The following is a 17,215-nucleotide window of genomic DNA, read 5'->3' as shown; positions in this document are numbered from 1 at the left end:
GCACAGGGATCACGGTTACGACCTTTTGCCCAACGCAAAAAAACAGAGGGAACCGCACCGGTTCCCTCTTTTCGTTCATGTCGCTGTGACAGCAAATGTGCCGATCAGGCGCGCTTCTCTTCGAGCCAGGCCCCCTGACTCTGCATCTCGAACAGCTGGGCATAGTGACCGCCGAGGGCCATCAGCTCGCTGTGGCTACCCCGCTCGCTCACCTGACCGCGGGAGAGCAGCAGGATCTCGTCCGCATCGACGATGGTCGAGAGGCGGTGGGCGATGGCGATGGTGGTGCGGCCACGACGGGCGGCAGAGATCGCCTGCGACAGCGCCAACTCGGTCTGGGAGTCCACGCTGGCCGTCGCTTCATCCAGAATGAGGATACGCGGATCCCCCACCAGCGCCCGGGCAAAGGAGAGCAGTTGCCGCTGACCGGCGGAGAGGTTCTTGCCCCCCTCCTCCATCAGGGTGTTGATCCCCTGTGGCAGGCTGCGCACAAAGTCGGCCAGCTGCACCTCGCTCAGCGCCTGCCAGAGCCGCGCGTCATCTATGCCGGCGCGGCCGAGACGCAGGTTCTCCGCCAGGGTGCCGACGAAGATAAAAGGATCCTGCTGCACCAACCCGATGCTGCGGCGCACCGCCGCCAGCGACAGGGTATCCAGTGCGTGATCATCGAAGCGAATCTGTCCCTGATCCAGCGGATAGAAGCCCATCAGCAGGCTGATAATGGTGGACTTGCCGCTGCCGGTATGGCCCACCAGCGCCAGCATCTGGCCCGGTTTTGCGGCAAAGCTGACCTCCCGCAACACCTGCTGCTCGCCATCGTAGGAGAAGCTCACCCGCTCGAAACTGACCCGCCCTTCTAGCGGGATCATCTCGCCATCGGTGCTCTCACGGGTTTCATCGAGCAGGGCAAAGACACGCTCCCCCGCCACCATCGCCTGCTGCAGCTGGTTAAGCTGGTTGGTCATCTCGATGAGCGGCTCGATCATCCGCCCCAGATAGCTGATAAAGGCGTAGAGCACCCCCACCTGAATGGCACCGGCGTGGCTCACCCCCTCGTGGGCGAACAGCGCCAACAGACCGATCAGCACCATCATGTAGAAGAGATCGATGAGTGGACGCAGCAAAATGCCGTTGATCTTGAGGCTCTTGATCCGTGCCGACCAGTGCTGCTGGTTCACCTCGGCAAAGGCGTTGGCAAAGTGGCGCTCCTGCACCATCGCCTGAATGACCGGCATCCCCTGCAGCGACTCGTTGAGGCGGCTGTTGATGTCGGAGAGCAGACTGCGGGTCGCTCGCACCACCGGCACACTCAGTTTCTGGTAGAGCCACATCACCCCGCCCACGGCGGGCAGCAACAGGGAGCAGACCAGCATCAGCCGCAGATCCAGCAGCGCCATGGAGATGAGGATGCCGCACAACAGCACCACCTTTTGCACCAGCAAGCCGATCACCTGCACATAGAGGTTCATGATCGCCTCGGTGTCGTTGGTGATGCGGGAAATCAGCGAGCCGGAGCGATGCTTGTCAAAGTAGCGGGCCGGCAAGCGGATGGCGGTGGCAAACACCTGCTCGCGCAAGGTTTGCACCACCGCCTGGGCGATGCGGTTAAAGCGCAGGGATTGCAAATAGAAACCCGCCGCCGAGAGCACCTGCAAGCCCAGATAGCCCGCCGCAATCAAAGCAATAGTGGGCAGCACGATATTGCGTGGCGCCAGATAGTCATCGATAAAGAGCTTGATCAGCAGCGGCCCGGCCACTTCGGCGCCGGTGGCAAGCAGCAAACAGATCCCCGCCTGGATCAGCCAGCGAGGATACTGGGCGCAGTAGGCGAGCAGTCGTTTAATGGTCGGATTCACAGGCTCTCCTCCACCGCTTCTTCGAGACGCTGGTAACGCACCATATCTGCATACCAGCCATTGTGCGCCATCAGGGTACCGTGATGACCCCGCTCGCTAACGGCCCCCTGCTCCAGCACCAGGATCTCGTCGGCCTGCTCCACCGCCGTCATGCGATGGCTGACCAGGATCAGGGTGCGACGATGGGCTTTGAGGGCATGCAGAATTTGCTGCTCGGTGTGGGCATCTACCGCCGAGAGCGCATCATCGAGCACCAGAATGGGCGCATCCAGCAGCAGGGCGCGGGCAATGGCCAGCCGCTGTTTCTGGCCGCCGGAGAGGGTCACCCCTTTCTCCCCCACCTCGGTCTCATAGCCCTTGGGGAAACGCACAATATCATCGTGGACACAGGCAATGCGCGCCACCAGTTCGACCTCCTCGCGGCTCGCATCGGGTTTGCCCAGGGCGATATTGGCGGCGATAGTGGTGGAAAACAGGAATGGCTCCTGCGGCACATAGGCAAACTGGCTGCGCAGTGTGGCGAGCGGCAGCTGGTCAATCGGAACGCCACCCATGACAATCGAACCGTGAGTCGGATTGGCAAGGCGCATCAACAGCTTGAGCAGGGAGCTCTTGCCTGCCCCGGTGCGCCCCACAACCCCGAGCATCCCCCCTTGCTTGAGGGTAACGTCGATATCCGCAAGCAGGGTGCGTTGCTCGAGTTGATAGCTCACCCCTTTGATCTGCAAAGGAAAGGCAGAGGTAAACGCGGCCGGCTGGGCGGGCTCTTCGATATCGCTGCGCTCCCCCAGCAGGCTTTCGATACGGGAGTAGGCGGCGCTGCCCCGCTCGATGATGTTGAACAGCCAGGCGATGGCAAACATCGGCCAGATCAGCTGGCCGAGGTACATGGTGAAGCTGGTGAGCTCACCCAGAGTCAGCTCACCCTGCAACACCAGCACACTGCCCCCCGCCACTGCGAGGAAGTAGGAGCAACCGATACAGAGATAGATGACCGGATCGAACTTGGCATCGATGCGGGCCACCGCCATATTGCGCTCCCCCGCCTGTTTGGTCAGCTCGGCAAAGCCTTCATCTTCCAGCGATTCAACCGCATAGGATTTCAATACTCGCACGCCGGAAAGGGTCTCCTGGGTCTTGTTGTTGAGCCTGGAGAAGGCCCCTTGCGCCGCCTTGAACTGGGTGTAGATCTGGGTGCCGAAGCGGTTCATGAAATAGGCCATCACCGGCAGTGGCAGCAAGGAGACCAGCGTCAACTGCCAGGAGTACTGACTGCACATAATGGAGAGCACCAATACCCCGACCATGATGGAGTCCACCAGGGTCAGCACCCCTTCGCCAGCGGTCATCTCCACAGCCTGAATGTCATTGGTGGCATGGGCCATCAAATCGCCAGTACGGTGGCGCTGATAAAAATCGGGGCTCATCCGGGTGAAATGGCTGAAAAGGCGATTGCGCAATACATAGGCCAGACGGTAAGAGGCACCAAACAGCATCACCCGCCAGACGTAGCGCAGCAGATAAATCAGCACACCCAGACCAAACAGCCCCGCCAGATAGCGCATCAGGGTACCATTGTCGAGACCACCCTTGGTGATGCCATCCACCACCCAGTCCACCACTTTGGGCGGAATAACGGTCAACAGGGCCACCATCAGCAGCAGGGAGATGGCGGCCAGATAACGGGGCCACTGCTCCTTAAAAAACCAGCTCAATCGTAGAAATACGCTCACACCACCAACCTTTAGCGCTCTCTGATGACCGCTCCAAGGAGCGGCCATCAGAGAAGCCACGCAGAAATAGAAGAATGAAAACAATCGCCTCCGGCTGGAGGCGATTCGAACGAAAGCTCATCATATCCCGAACCGGGATGGTTGAGAATAATTACTATTTAATTCACTGTGACATGCGATCATCCCCTGATGAATAGGGATTATACGAATTTTCATGCTGCTCACCGGTCAACAGGAAGTGTGACACCTCTTCCCGGGTCTGGCTAAAGACCTGTTGCAACTGCTCCAGATCCGTCTCGCTTAGCACCTCGTTTTGCCGCAAGCGCCACTCCAGCTCGCCAGCCACCAATTGCAGACGGGCCGCCGAGATATTGGCAGACACCCCCTTGAGGGTGTGCAGCAGCTTGCTGGCCACCTCGGGCTGCTGACGGCGCAGGGCGGAGCGGATCTCCCACAGATCGTCTTTGTGTTCCGACATGAACAGCTTGAACAGGATCTGCAACGCCTCCTTGTCCTGCTCCAGCCGCTTGAGGGCATCCTGCAGATCGAGGATCCCGATCATATCGGGTGGTTTCACCTCCATAATCCCCGCCTGCTCCACCCCTTGCGGCTTCACCCATTGCAGCAGGTTGTTGTAGAGATCCAGCTTGCTCACCGGCTTGGTGACATAGCCATTCATACCCACCCCCAGGCAACGCTCCTTGTCACCGGGCATGGCACTGGCGGTGAGGGCAATGATGGGCACATCGTGTTTGTCGACCATCTTGCGGATCTGGCGGGTGGCATCGAGTCCGTCCAGTACTGGCATCTGTAAATCCATCAGGATCACGTCAAAAGGCTGCTCTGCGACCCGCTCCACCGCCTCCCGACCATTGCTGACCACACACACTACCGCATCGACGCGCCGCAGATATTCGATGATGAGCTGCTGATTGACCCGGTTGTCTTCCGCCAACAGCACTCGGGTACCCTGCAACAGGGATTTGAAGTGTTGCTGATCCCCCTGTGCCTCGGCCTTGCGCAGGTTGAGTTCGTAGGAGCTGCCGTTAAGCAGCTCGTCCACCTTGGCCAGCAGGGCATTTTCGGTCATCGGTTTGGGCAGAAAATGGGTCAACCCCATGCTGTCCATCCGGGCGTGCAGCCCCTCTCTGGCCCAGGCACTGATCATCAGGATGGGGATCCGCCGCCACTGGCTGTGCTGATACATCTCCAGCGCCAGATCGAGCCCATCCTCCTGACCCATGCGCCAGTCGAGGATCGCCAACCGCAGATTCGGTCCCTCTTCACGGAGCAGCTGACGGGCGCGGGAAAGGGAGTTAACCGGCAGCACTCGCACTCCCGCCCGAGTCAGAATATCCCGGGCCAGATCCAGCACCAGTTCGTTGTCATCCATCACCATCACCAGCGGCTGGTTCTCGAAGAAGACTTTCCGTCCAGCCACGCCGTAGACCGCCTGCGCCATCGGGATATCGAACTTGAACAGAGAGCCGACGCCAGGCTTGCTCTCTACGGTGATCCGCCCCCCCATCAGCTCCACCAGCCGCTGGGAGATATTGAGCCCGAGTCCCGAGCCGCCATATTTTCGGGTATTACCCGCCTCCAGCTGGGTAAACGCCTGAAACAGTTGGGTCTGCTTCTCTTCGGCAATACCGATGCCGGTATCGCGCACACTGAAGCGGATCCGCATTGGGTGAGGATTGGCCAGCTCGATGCAGACTTCGACTTCACCGCGTTCGGTAAACTTGATGGCGTTGTTCACCAGATTGACCAGCACTTGTCCCAATCGCAAGGGATCCCCACGCAAGAAGACCGGCACCTCCGGTGACTTGCGAATAACCACTTCCACGTGTTTGCGCTCCGCCAGATCGGCAAACATGCCCGCCAGCGAATCGAGCTGCTCGCTGAGATCGAAGTCGATCTCCTCCAACGTCAGCTTGCCTGACTCCACCTTGGTCAAATCAAGGATGTCGTTGATCAGCAGCAGCAGGGTATCGGATGAGGATTTGATCTTGCCCAGATAGTCCCGCTGTTGCTGATCCAGTTCGGTCTGCAGTGCCAGCGAGCTAAAACCTATGATGGCATTCATGGGGGTGCGGATCTCGTGGCTCATGTTGGCCAGAAAATCGCTTTTGGCCTGGGCCAGCAAGCCGGTCTGGCGCGACAACTCGCTCAGCTTCTGGTTGCGACGCCACAGGGTGAAGGCCACCAGCGCAAAGCAGATCAAGGCCCCGCACAACACCATCAGATAGAAGCGGTTCATCAAAGAGGAGGCGCGCTCCAGCTTGTCGAGTTTCCAGCGCACCAGACTCTCGATCACATGCATGTCGATGAGCTGGTAACGCAAGGTGTGATAGGCCATCACCTGCTGGCTCACCTCCCTACTCAGGCGGATCAGGGTAGCGATCTCCGGCAAATCGCCATAACGGGATTGCAACTGCTGCTGCAACTGGTTCAGCGCAGTCTGTTCACGTTTGTCCCAACTGCGCTGTAAATAGCTACTCAGTTGCGCAAGCTCCTCCAGATCGCGATGAAGCGCACTGTCTGACGGGCTTATCCCCCGCACCTTTTTAATCTGGGCCTGCAGGGGCGCATTGAGATACTCGATAGCCATCTCAATGGCATGAAGCTTGGCCAGCGCCATCAGATAGGTGTCCATGTCTTCAAGCAGAACCTGGGAGAGCTCCTCTTGCACCAGCTCGGGATCGCTTCTGACTTCCCGTACAAAACCGTCAAGGGTGATGGATAACTGGTTCAGGCGCTGCTGGACATTGCTGTCATTGGCCTGCTCCCGCCCAAGCAGATAGACGGTATCGGCGTTGATCCGGTTCAGCACCACCTCGGCCGCGTCATTCAGGTCGTGGGCCTGTTGCTGCTGACTGAGCGACTGCCAGCAGTAGCCCGAAAAGGCGAGCAGCAGGGCAACGATCAGCCCTGGCACAGCACGGTTTTTCCGTGATCCTTTATTCATCCCGTCTCGACTCTCATCTGGTGGTCGCTGAATTATCCGGTCAGGCAATGAACCCAGGGGGAATTATCCACTCCCGCTGGGCACTGTGTTACCGTTATTGCTCTGATATTTCGCTATTGTTTCGCGATTGCTTCATTCTGGCTTCTCATCATATCCCCAGCCAGAGCTGATTTAGAAGGAACCAATTATGTCATTTATCACTACTTATTGTAGCCACTGCTTTACCAGGAACCGACTGCCCGTTCCCCATATCGATACATCTGCCAAATGCGGGCGCTGCAAAGCCCTCCTGTTCAGCCAGACCCCTTGCCTCGGGAAGGCGGATAACTTCGATACCCTGATCAACTCAGATATCCCGGTCGTGGTCGATTTCTGGGCCAGCTGGTGCGGCCCCTGCCAGCAGTTTGCTCCGGTATTTCATGAGGTTGCCCATGAACTCGAACCACGGATGCGCTTTGTCAAAGTCGATACCGAGCAACAGAGTACCATTGCAGCCCGTTACGCCATTCGCAGCATCCCCACCCTGATGGTCTTCCAACAGGGCAAACTGGTGAACCAGATAAATGGCTCCTTGCCCAAGAGCATGTTCAAGCAATGGCTGGAACAGTTCATGGATGTTTGATTTATATTTCGCACATGTTTTATTTATGTGTTCATTTCCTCATTTTTATCAATGAGTATGTGAGTAGAGGCTGATTTTCAACATGTGAGTCTGTTTCAAACAAGTGAATGGATGTAATCTCGGCAACACAAAAACAACCATAAATTAACCGAGAGAACATTATGCACACATCAGCTGTACCCTCTGCTCCATCTCGCTGGCTGGACATCAAATCAGGGATCGTCATCCTGGATGTCTTGCTACTTTGCGCCATGCTCGCCTGGCTCCCGTTTGACCCCATGGTCAACAAGGGGCTGGGCATTCTGGTCTTTATCGCCATCCTCTGGCTGACCGAAGCACTGCACGTCACCATCACCGCGCTGCTGGTGCCCTTGCTGGCTACCGTGCTCGGGGTGTTTGACATGAGCAAATCCCTCACCGATTTTGCCAACCCGATCCTGTTCCTCTTTTTTGGCGGTTTCGCCCTCGCGGCAGCCCTCTAAAACAGGGACTGGATACCCTGATGGCAGGCAAGGTGATGCACCTGGCCAATGGTCATCTGGGTTGGGGCGTCATCCTGCTCTTTACCATCACAGCCGCCATGTCGATGTGGATCAGCAACACCGCTACCACCGCCATGATGCTGCCACTGGCGATCGGTATGCTGGCACGCCTCGATAGCAAAAAAGAACGCGCCACCTTCGTCTTCGTATTGCTGGGGATCGCCTACAGCGCCAGTATCGGCGGCATCGGTACCCTGGTGGGTAGCCCGCCCAACGCCATCGCAGCCGCCCAGATGGGGATTGGCTTCACTGACTGGATGAAATTCGGTGTTCCAGTCGTGCTGATCCTGATGCCCTGCGGCATTGCCCTGCTCTATCTGGTAACCCGCCCGCGTCTCAGCCACCGCGTCGAGATCCAGGATGTCACCATCAACTGGACCCGCGAGCGTAAAGTGACGCTGGCAATCTTCCTGACCACCGTTGTGCTCTGGATCGGCTCACAACCCATCTCCAACGCCTTTGGCGGTATTCCGCAACTCGACACCCTGATTGCCATGGGCGCCATCGTGGCCATCGTGGTCAGCCGTGTCGCCAGTTGGGATGACGTCAACCAGAACACCGACTGGGGCGTGCTGATGCTGTTTGGCGGCGGTCTGACCCTGAGCGCCATTCTCAAGGCCACCGGTACCAGCGCCTTCCTGGCCAGCCATCTGTCGGCCGTGCTCTCCAACGCCAACATTTTTGTCGTGTTGCTTATGCTGGCCGCCTTCGTGGTGTTCCTGACCGAGCTGGTCTCCAACACCGCCACCGCCGCACTGTTGGTTCCCCTGTTTGCCGGTGTCGCCGAGGCGCTGGGTGTATCACCTGTGGTGATGTCGGTGTTGATCGCTATCGGTGCCTCCTGTGCCTTTATGCTGCCAGTCGCCACGCCGCCCAATGCCATCGTCTTCGCCAGTGGCCACATCCGCCAGAGGGAGATGATGAAAGCCGGTATGGCTCTGAACGTGGTCTTTACCGTGCTGCTCGCCCTGCTGGCCTACTTCGTTGGCGATATCCTCTGATCTAGCTCCCCCCAATAAACAAAAACCCCCGCATTGCGGGGGTTTTCTCATTTATGAATCCGATTAGCCGATGTTGCAGGCCTTCAGATCCCAGATCCGATCCACATAGTCCTGAATAGAGCGGTCGGAGTTGAACTTGCCCATGGTGGCCGAGTTGATGATGGCCTTCTTCGCCCACAGTGCCGGATCCCGATACCAGGTATCGATCAGCTTGTGTGCATCCGAGTAGGACTGGAAGTCCGCCAGGGTCAGGTAAGGGTCTCCCCCTTCCAGCAAGGAACGCTTGATGGAGGCCAGCTCACCCGGACGACCAGGCGTGAAGTAGTCGGTATCAAACCAGTCCAGCACGGCTTTGAGCTCGGAGTTGGCATAGTAGAAGTCGTACGGGTTGTAACCACGCGCCTTCAGCGACTTCACTTCGTCCACGTTCAGACCGAAGATGGCACAGTTTTCGGCACCCGCCTCTTCAGCGATCTCGATGTTGGCTCCATCCAGCGTCCCGATGGTGATTGCACCGTTGAGTGCCATCTTCATGTTGCCGGTACCGGATGCTTCATAACCTGCAGTGGAGATCTGCTCGGAGACATCTGCTGCCGGGATCAGCTTCTCGGCCAGACTCACGCGATAGTTCGGCATGAACACCACTTTCAGCTTGCCCTGGATACGAGCATCGTTATTGACCCGATCCGCCAGCTTGTTGATGGCATAGATGATGTCTTTGGCCAGCTTGTAACCGGGCGCCGCTTTGGAGCCGAAGATAAACACGCGCGGATGCATGTCATAGTCCGGGTTGGCCAGCAGACGACGATAGAGTGCCATGATGTGAATGAGGTTCAGTTGCTGGCGCTTGTACTCGTGCAGACGCTTGATCTGAACGTCAAAGATCGCCTCGGCACTGACATCGATACCGGTTTCGTCTTTGATGACCTTGACCAGCTTCTCTTTGTTGTGACGCTTGATGGTCATGAACTGCTGCTGGAACGCCTTGTCGTCGGCAAACTTCACCACGCCACGCAGTTTGTCCAGTTGCAGCGGCCACTCCTTGCCCACTACTTCGTTGTAGAGGCCAGCCAGTTCCGGGTTGCACGCCAGCAGCCAGCGACGCGGGGTCACCCCGTTGGTCACGTTGCACATTTTTTCCGGCCACAGCTCGGCATACTCGGGGAAGAGATCTTCCTTCACCAGCTTGGAGTGGATCTCGGCCACACCGTTCACTTTGGACGAACCGATCACGCACAGGTTGCCCATGCGAACCTTGCGCACATCTCCCTCTTCGATGATGGAGAGCTTGGCTTTGATAGCATCGTTGCCCGGCCACTTGGGCTCCACCCACTCGTTCAGGAAGCGGGCGTTGATCTCGTAAATCACCTCCAGATGGCGAGGCAGTACTTTCTCGAACAGGCTGACTGACCACTTCTCCAGCGCTTCCGGCAGCAGAGTGTGGTTGGTATAAGAGAAGACCTGATAGCAGATAGCCCAAGCGGCATCCCAGTTCAGATCTTCCTCGTCAACCAGCACCCGCATCAGTTCCGGGATGGCGACAGTCGGGTGAGTATCGTTAAGCTGAATGGCAATTTGCGCGGCAAAGTTGCTGAAGTCACTGCCATGGACCCGCTTGTAGCGGCGCATGATGTCCTTGATGGAGCAAGCACAGAAGAAGTACTGCTGGATCAGACGCAGCTCTTTACCTGCATCGGTCTCATCGTTCGGATACAGCACCTTGGAGATGGTCTCGGCCTGGGCTTTCAGCCTGGGAGTCGATGTAACCACCAGCGTTGAACACGTCCCAGTCGAAAAACTCGGAGGCGCGGGATTCCCACAAACGCAGGATGTTGACGGTGTGACCGCCAAAACCGACCACCGGAATATCCCAAGGCACCCCTTTAATCTTGCGACCGGCGTGCCATACCTTCTTCAGGCCGCCATTGTCACCAAACACGGTCTCGACGTAGCCATAGAGCGGCACTTCTTGCACCGACTCGGGGCGGCAGATCTCCCATGGGTTGCCATATTCACGCCAGGAGTCCGGACGCTCGATCTGGCGGCCATCCTGGATTTCCTGACGGAACAGACCGTGTTCGTAGTGGATACCGTAACCAACCGCCGGATAGTTCAGAGTGGCCAGCGAGTCGATAAAGCAGGCAGCCAGACGACCCAGGCCGCCGTTGCCAAGTGCCATGTCCGGCTCTTGTTCGCACAGGTCGGTCAGTTCCAGACCGAGTTCGCCCAGCGCCTCTTCGCAAGTCTTGTAGAGGGAGAGGTTGTGCAGGTTGTTGGAAGTCAATCGTCCCATCAGGAATTCAGCAGAGAGATAGTGAATCGCACGAGTATCTTTCTTGAAATGAGTCTGCTGAGTGCGGGTCAGGCGCTCGTACACCTGTTCATTGACAGCCGCAGCAGTGGCTTTCCACCACGCTTCGGGAGAGGCTTTCTGTTCGCTTGTTCCCAAGGTAGAACGCAGGTGACGCACGATACTCGCCTTGAGCTGATCTTTATCCAGTTGGAGATCCTGGTCTGTCTTCTTCTTGGTAGCCATAAACCATATTCCTTCGTTACAAATAAAATTGTTATCCCGCTTGCGGGACCGGCGCTGTTGTTATCTCAAAATATGTACCGGCGTGAGAATACTAACTAAAGCGGCAGAATTAAAAGTTAACGCAAGTCACACTTTAACCGATAAAAACAGCCTGAAAAGCTTGAAAACCCTTTCCTTTAATTGATCGCATAAAAACAAACATTCCCTTTATTATCATAAACTTAATGAAACAATAAAAATATTCTGGCATGAATAGGTTTTCAGAGATTGCCAAGCCTTGAAAATCCCTGAAAATAGGCAGCAAGACGGCACATTGAAACCGGTTTCAATGTGCCTGAAAAATTACCGTATAAATATGAAGCAATCATTGCCCCCTTAAAGATGTGCTTTGAACTGATTGCTCAATGGATCGTAATGGTACCCAATCTGATCCAGACGTCCTGCCAACTGCTCTTCACTCATATCGTAATAGGCCAGCAACTCCTCCAACCCGTCACACTCAAGCCTTAGCTTCTCATTGATGATGCCCAGCAAGATGTTGGCATCAAGACGTTGCAAGGTACTGATATCCATGGCGGCACCTCCTGTAAATGACCTGTATAACCATGGGCGGTTACGCAAGGTTTGTCCATAGTACGAAAAACACCCAACCAACTTTATATTAAATAGTGTTTAAAAACATAACCTTACTAACGACACATGCCAACACCATCACATTTTTCAGCAAAAACACCTTGTCACTGCCACAGGATAGAACTACTGTACACACATACAGCTTGGATATTCATACAGGAACCCCATATATGAACCAGCCCCTGCACTCACTGCCCTTTGCGATGAATCGTGTCATGAGCAAGCCCTGGCCAACCAGAACCGCCTGCAAAGCGGAGTTGGCTCATTATGGTGTGACTATCCAGTCTGATGATCAGTTTCTGAGCGAGCTGACCAAGCTTGGGGAGGCTCATACCGGCTGGATCTTGTTGATCGCCCCGCCGGGACGCCCCACAGTCAGCCGTCTGGAAGAGCGAGGTATCGATCCCAAGAGAGTGCTGGTGGTACATAGCCCCAAAATCAAGAACTGGCAGCAAACCCTGGAGCGCAGTCTGGGCAATGGTCACTGCGCCGCCGTATTTACCTGGCTACCCGAGCAGATCGAGCTGGATCACGTCAAGCTGCAGCGACTGGGACAGCAATCTGGCGTACTCACCCGCTTCTTTGGCGCGAAACGGGCTAACCTCGGCACACCTCTGCTGGCCTATTCAGAGCAAGATATCTATCTCAACCATTAAGACAAAAAACGAACGCCTACGCAGGCTCTCCCGCGGGTCGCAGTGACAGAAGGGCGCAAACAATATGTGACCAGCGGCTTTATTTGATAGACAAGCGTGCAACAGCCTGACGGTAGGCATCGGAGATCATTTGACCCTGCTTGCTGCAAGCAGACAAACATCAAAAGATGTAACGGATAAAGAAGCAGAAAATAAAACCTGAACTGGACAATCATGCAGCCCAAGTATTCAAACCTGCGGGACTTCCTGCCCACCAGCGAACCCGTTTGAGCAATATGATGAGGCTGAAAGTCATTGCATTCATTTGAGCTGATCACGACAATTTGCCCACCGGAGTGACCCTCTCCTTGAAATACCGGGTAACAAGGGGTATAACCACGCGTTTTATCAGGTGTAATAAGTGAGCGGTATGATGCAAGCCCCCTTTTGGCAGACCAAGAGTCTGCAGCAGATGACTGAATCCGAATGGGAATCCCTCTGCGATGGTTGCGGAAAATGCTGCCTCAACAAGCTGATCGATGAAGATACCGACGAACTGGTTTTCACCAATGTCGCCTGCAATTTGCTTAACACCAAGACCTGTCAGTGCTCTGATTACGCCAATCGTTTCAAAAAAGAGCCTGACTGTCTGCAGATCACCCATGACAAGATCGCCGAATATGACTGGCTCCCCTCAACCTGCGCATATCGCCTGCTGTCTGAAGGTGACGCTCTTCCAGAGTGGCATCCTCTGCTGACTGGCAGTCGTTCCGCGATGCATCAGGCTGGTCAATCCGTCCGTGGCAAAGTCATTCACGAGGATCAGGCGGGTGAATGGATCGATCACATCATCACCTGGGCCAGCTGACACGCTCAACCCGCTATTCTCCAGAGGCAAGGGCTGCACAATGTGCAGCCCTTGTTGTTTCTGCAAGCAGGGTTTGTAGCTTCACACATATCTGGCTGGCTAAACCAGACCCCCACCCAACTGCACATTGAGAGAGATAGAGGCAGAGGCAGAGGCAGAGGCAGAGGCAGAGGCAGAGGCAGAGGCAGAGGCAGAGGCAGAGGCAGAGGCAGAGAATGATTCCATAGTCACAGGCTTATGGGTATTGCTTGATACCTGCGATGGCGCCTCTGTTCACCCCTTAAACCTGATCAGCTGTTCCACGAGCCATAGCAACACTGATGCAATGGCAGGCAAAGCAACCGCCTATCCCCTTAGAGCGCGAATAAAGCATAATCGCATTACAGACGGGGCTTAGGTCAATCCTGGTGAGCCCCTCCAATCCTCTTCGAATACCCAGTAACACCTGTTGTGGTTGCAATGGAACTGGAGGCGATTCACAGGGGATGATTACTCCCCCTGAATCGCACGCATAAAAAAACCGGCGCCTTGGCGCCGGTTTTTGCTCACTATGTCTCGATTACAGAGAAGCAGTGAAGGTACGGGTGATGACGTCTTGCTGTTGCTCTTTGGTCAAAGAGTTGAAGCGAACGGCATAACCGGATACGCGGATGGTCAACTGCGGATATTTCTCCGGGTTTTCCATGGCGTCCAGCAGCATTTCACGGTTCATCACGTTAACGTTCAGGTGCTGACCACCCTCTACGTTGGATTCGTGGTGGAAGTAACCGTCCATCAGGCCAGCCAGGTTGGCTTTCTGGGCTTCCATATCTTTACCCAGTGCGTTCGGAACGATGGAGAAGGTATAGGAGATACCATCTTTAGCGTAAGCGAACGGCAGCTTGGCTACGGAAGTCAGGGAAGCAACAGCACCTTTCTGGTCACGACCGTGCATCGGGTTTGCACCCGGGCCGAACGGAGCACCAGCACGACGGCCATCCGGGGTGTTACCGGTCTTCTTGCCATATACCACGTTGGAGGTGATGGTCAGAACAGACTGGGTAGCAACAGCACCACGGTAGGTATTCAGCTTCTGAATCTTCTTCATGAAGCGCTCAACCAGGTCACAGGCGATATCATCGACGCGAGCGTCGTTGTTACCGAACTGCGGGTATTCGCCTTCGATTTCGAAGTCGATGGCAACGCCATCTTCGTCACGAATCGGCTTGACCTTGGCGTACTTGATGGCAGACAGGGAGTCAGCAGCTACGGACAGACCAGCGATACCACACGCCATGGTGCGATATACGTCACGGTCGTGCAGCGCCATCAGAGAGGCTTCGTAGCTGTACTTGTCGTGCATGTAGTGGATGATGTTCAGCGCAGCAACGTATTGCTTGGCCAGCCAATCCATGAAGTGGTCCAGACGATCCATTACGTCGTTGTAGTCGAGGTACTCGGACTTGACCATCTCGGTTTTCGGACCGACCTGGATCTTGAGCTTCTCGTCCATACCACCGTTGATTGCATACAGCATGGTCTTGGCCAGGTTGGCACGAGCACCGAAGAACTGCATCTGCTTACCAACGATCATCGGGGATACACAGCAAGCGATGGCGTAGTCATCGTTGTTGAAATCCGGACGCATCAGATCGTCGTTCTCGTACTGAACGGAAGAGGTCTCGATGGATACCTTGGCACAGTACTTCTTGAAACCGACCGGCAGCTTCTCGGACCACAGGATGGTCAGGTTCGGCTCAGGGGACGGGCCCATGGTGTACAGGGTGTTCAGCATACGGAAGCTGTTCTTGGTGACCAGAGTACGGCCATCAACGCCCATACCAGCCAGGGTCTCAGTCGCCCACATCGGGTCGCCGGAGAACAGTGAATCGTATTCCGGAGTACGCAGGAAGCGAACCATACGCAGCTTCATGACCATGTGGTCCATCAGCTCCTGGGCTTCTTGCTCGGTGATCAGGCCTTTTTGCAGGTCACGCTCGATGTAGATATCCAGGAAGCTGGAGGTACGACCGAAGGACATGGCTGCACCGTTCTGGGACTTGACTGCCGCCAGGTAGGCGAAGTAGGTCCACTGTACGGCTTCTTTGGCGTTCTTGGCCGGTACGGAGATATCGCAACCGTACTTGGCAGCCATCACCTTCATCTGTGCCAGGGCACGGTGCTGCTCGGAGATCTCTTCGCGCAGACGGATGGTGGCTTCCAGGTTGACGCCGTTTTCCAGGTCAGCTTGCAGGGACTTGAACTGGGCCAGTTTGTCGGCCATCAGGAAGTCAACACCGTACAGGGCAACACGACGGTAGTCACCGATGATACGGCCACGGCCGTAGGCATCCGGCAGACCGGTGATAACACCAGACTTGCGGCAGTTCAGGATGTCTTTGGTGTAAACGTCAAACACGCCCTGGTTGTGAGTCTTGCGGTACTCGGTGAAGATCTTCTCGACCATCGGGTCCAGTTGACGACCGTACACTTCGCAAGAAGTTTTAACCATCTTGATACCGCCGTTGGCGATGATGGCGCGCTTCAGCGGCTTGTCAGTCTGCAGACCAACGATCTGCTCCAGGCTCTGATCGATATAACCGGCATCGTGTGCGGTAATGGTGGAGGGCAGGTCAGTATCAAAATCGACCGGCGCATGAGTGCGGTTCTCGATTTTGATCCCTTCCATGACCTTGTCCCACAGCTTGGTGGTCGCTTCGGTCGCGCCAGCCAGGAAGGACTCGTCACCTTCATACGGGGTGTAGTTCTTCTGGATGAAGTCGCGGGTGTTGACAGAGGTCTGCCATTCACCGGCCGCGAAGCCTTCCCATGCTTTTTGGAACTGTTCGTTAAGTTCTGCCATTTTTCATTACCTCACACGGTATTGATGTAGTATCCCGCAATCATCCTTAATGATGACGACGGAAGATAAACCAGTAAGTCAGACCAACCATCACGCCACCACCGATGATATTGCCGATGGTCACGGGGATGAGGTTGTGTAGGACGAAGTTGGATACGGTCAGGTCAGCAAAGGTTGCTGGATCCTGGCCGATGGCCTGCCAAAATTCCGGACTAGCCACGCTGTGGATAGCGATACCAACCGGAATCATAAACATGTTTGCGATGCTGTGCTCGAAACCTGAGGCAACGAACATGGCAACCGGCAGCAGCATAACCACTACCTTGTCAGTCGCGCTGCGGGCACCAAAGGCCATCCAGGCAGCAAGACATACCATCAGGTTACAGAGGATACCCAGCGCCACCGCTTCGAAGAAGGTGTGGTGAATTTTGTGTTGGGCCACTTTCAGGGCGTTAAGGCCCCACTGACCGTCTGCTGCCGTGTACTCTGCAGAAACGATGATCAGCGCCACCATCAGCAGACCGCCAATCAGGTTACCGAAGTAGACCAGACCCCAATTCTTGAGCAGCTGAGCCCAGCTGATGCGATTGGCAGCCTTGGCCACCAGTGTCAGGGTGGTGGAGGTGAACAGCTCGGCACCGAGCAGCACACAAAGAATAAGTCCGAGAGAGAAGCAGAGACCGCCCACCAACTTGGCCATACCCCAAGGCATGGAGCCGGTTCCGGTCGTCACTGTGATGTAGAAGATAAATGCGATGGCGATGAAAGCGCCTGCGGTAATGGCCAGTGGAATGACCTTGTATGCCGGCTTGGTAGCCTTGGCATAGGTGATGTCTTCAGCCAGTGCAGCGATGGCTTCGGGCTTGAGACAATCGAATGGAGATTCAGCTTTCAATTATTTTCTACCTGAATGTTTTGCCTGTTGAAATCATAACAAAGGGCCAAATAGCCAAAATTGACATTGATCAAGTTTATCAGA

The 17,215-nt window shown here is 55.7% G+C and carries 9 protein-coding genes and 2 pseudogenes; 4 read left to right on the top strand and 7 right to left on the bottom strand.

Annotated elements, in window-relative coordinates; all coding sequences use genetic code 11:
- Positions 1–104: 104 nt before the first annotated feature.
- The 3 genes from ACTG2O_RS13375 to ACTG2O_RS13365 all read right to left on the bottom strand — a co-directional run bounded on the left by ACTG2O_RS13375 (position 105) and on the right by ACTG2O_RS13365 (position 6,557).
- Entirely contained in the window at positions 105–1,856 is a 1,752-nt protein-coding gene (locus ACTG2O_RS13375; protein WP_019446114.1) for an ABC transporter transmembrane domain-containing protein, read from the bottom strand.
- Entirely contained in the window at positions 1,853–3,589 is a 1,737-nt protein-coding gene (locus tag ACTG2O_RS13370; RefSeq protein ID WP_439975997.1) for an ABC transporter transmembrane domain-containing protein, read from the bottom strand. The genes ACTG2O_RS13375 and ACTG2O_RS13370 overlap by 4 nt, the downstream gene beginning before the upstream one ends.
- Before the next feature lie 163 nt (positions 3,590–3,752).
- Complete coding sequence (locus ACTG2O_RS13365) at positions 3,753–6,557, bottom strand: hybrid sensor histidine kinase/response regulator (protein ID WP_026035031.1); 2,805 nt, start codon at positions 6,555–6,557, stop codon at positions 3,753–3,755.
- Between the two features lie 187 nt (positions 6,558–6,744).
- On the opposite strand from ACTG2O_RS13365, the gene trxC reads away from it, so the two are divergent.
- Positions 6,745–7,179: a thioredoxin TrxC gene (gene trxC, locus ACTG2O_RS13360; protein WP_019446117.1), complete on the top strand. Its 435-nt coding sequence runs from the start codon at positions 6,745–6,747 to the stop codon at positions 7,177–7,179.
- Between the two features lie 161 nt (positions 7,180–7,340).
- Positions 7,341–8,722: pseudogene (locus ACTG2O_RS13355) on the top strand (SLC13 family permease).
- Between the two features lie 63 nt (positions 8,723–8,785).
- Here the strand turns inward: ACTG2O_RS13355 and ACTG2O_RS13350 are convergent.
- Positions 8,786–11,258, bottom strand: a pseudogene (locus ACTG2O_RS13350) (glycogen/starch/alpha-glucan phosphorylase).
- 375 nt (positions 11,259–11,633) lie between these two features.
- Complete coding sequence (locus tag ACTG2O_RS13345) at positions 11,634–11,831, bottom strand: DUF4250 domain-containing protein (protein WP_005333612.1); 198 nt, start codon at positions 11,829–11,831, stop codon at positions 11,634–11,636.
- A 230-nt stretch (positions 11,832–12,061) separates the two neighbouring features.
- Here ACTG2O_RS13345 and ACTG2O_RS13340 point away from each other — a divergent pair, with 230 nt between their 5' ends.
- Positions 12,062–12,547, top strand: a complete 486-nt coding sequence (locus tag ACTG2O_RS13340) for a cell division inhibitor (protein ID WP_019446120.1) — start codon at positions 12,062–12,064, stop codon at positions 12,545–12,547.
- Between the two features lie 412 nt (positions 12,548–12,959).
- Positions 12,960–13,394 (top strand): YcgN family cysteine cluster protein, encoded by a 435-nt coding sequence (locus ACTG2O_RS13335; RefSeq protein ID WP_005352569.1) that lies wholly within the window; start codon positions 12,960–12,962, stop codon positions 13,392–13,394.
- A 559-nt stretch (positions 13,395–13,953) separates the two neighbouring features.
- Here ACTG2O_RS13335 and pflB read toward each other — a convergent pair.
- Positions 13,954–16,236, bottom strand: coding sequence for a formate C-acetyltransferase (gene pflB / locus ACTG2O_RS13330; protein ID WP_005352571.1), 2,283 nt, complete (start codon positions 16,234–16,236; stop codon positions 13,954–13,956).
- 46 nt (positions 16,237–16,282) lie between these two features.
- Positions 16,283–17,131 (bottom strand): formate transporter FocA, encoded by an 849-nt coding sequence (gene focA / locus ACTG2O_RS13325; RefSeq protein ID WP_005333620.1) that lies wholly within the window; start codon positions 17,129–17,131, stop codon positions 16,283–16,285.
- Positions 17,132–17,215: the final 84 nt, after the last annotated feature.

Origin of the sequence: Aeromonas sp. 61P (assembly GCF_051919545.1) — a bacterium.
Taxonomy (GTDB): domain Bacteria; phylum Pseudomonadota; class Gammaproteobacteria; order Enterobacterales; family Aeromonadaceae; genus Aeromonas; species Aeromonas veronii.
Note: the sequence above shows the minus strand (reverse complement) of the source record. Positions and strands in the feature narration are given on the sequence as shown.

What these genes read in the sequence shown, in the direction of transcription:
- ACTG2O_RS13365 (WP_026035031.1), bottom strand. Translation starts at nt 6,557, where the DNA reads ATGAATAAAGGATCACGGAAAAACCGTGCTGTGCCAGGGCTGATCGTT.
- trxC (WP_019446117.1), top strand. Translation starts at nt 6,745, where the DNA reads ATGTCATTTATCACTACTTATTGTAGCCACTGCTTTACCAGGAACCGA.
- ACTG2O_RS13345 (WP_005333612.1), bottom strand. Translation starts at nt 11,831, where the DNA reads ATGGATATCAGTACCTTGCAACGTCTTGATGCCAACATCTTGCTGGGC.
- ACTG2O_RS13340 (WP_019446120.1), top strand. Translation starts at nt 12,062, where the DNA reads ATGAACCAGCCCCTGCACTCACTGCCCTTTGCGATGAATCGTGTCATG.
- ACTG2O_RS13335 (WP_005352569.1), top strand. Translation starts at nt 12,960, where the DNA reads ATGCAAGCCCCCTTTTGGCAGACCAAGAGTCTGCAGCAGATGACTGAA.
- pflB (WP_005352571.1), bottom strand. Translation starts at nt 16,236, where the DNA reads ATGGCAGAACTTAACGAACAGTTCCAAAAAGCATGGGAAGGCTTCGCG.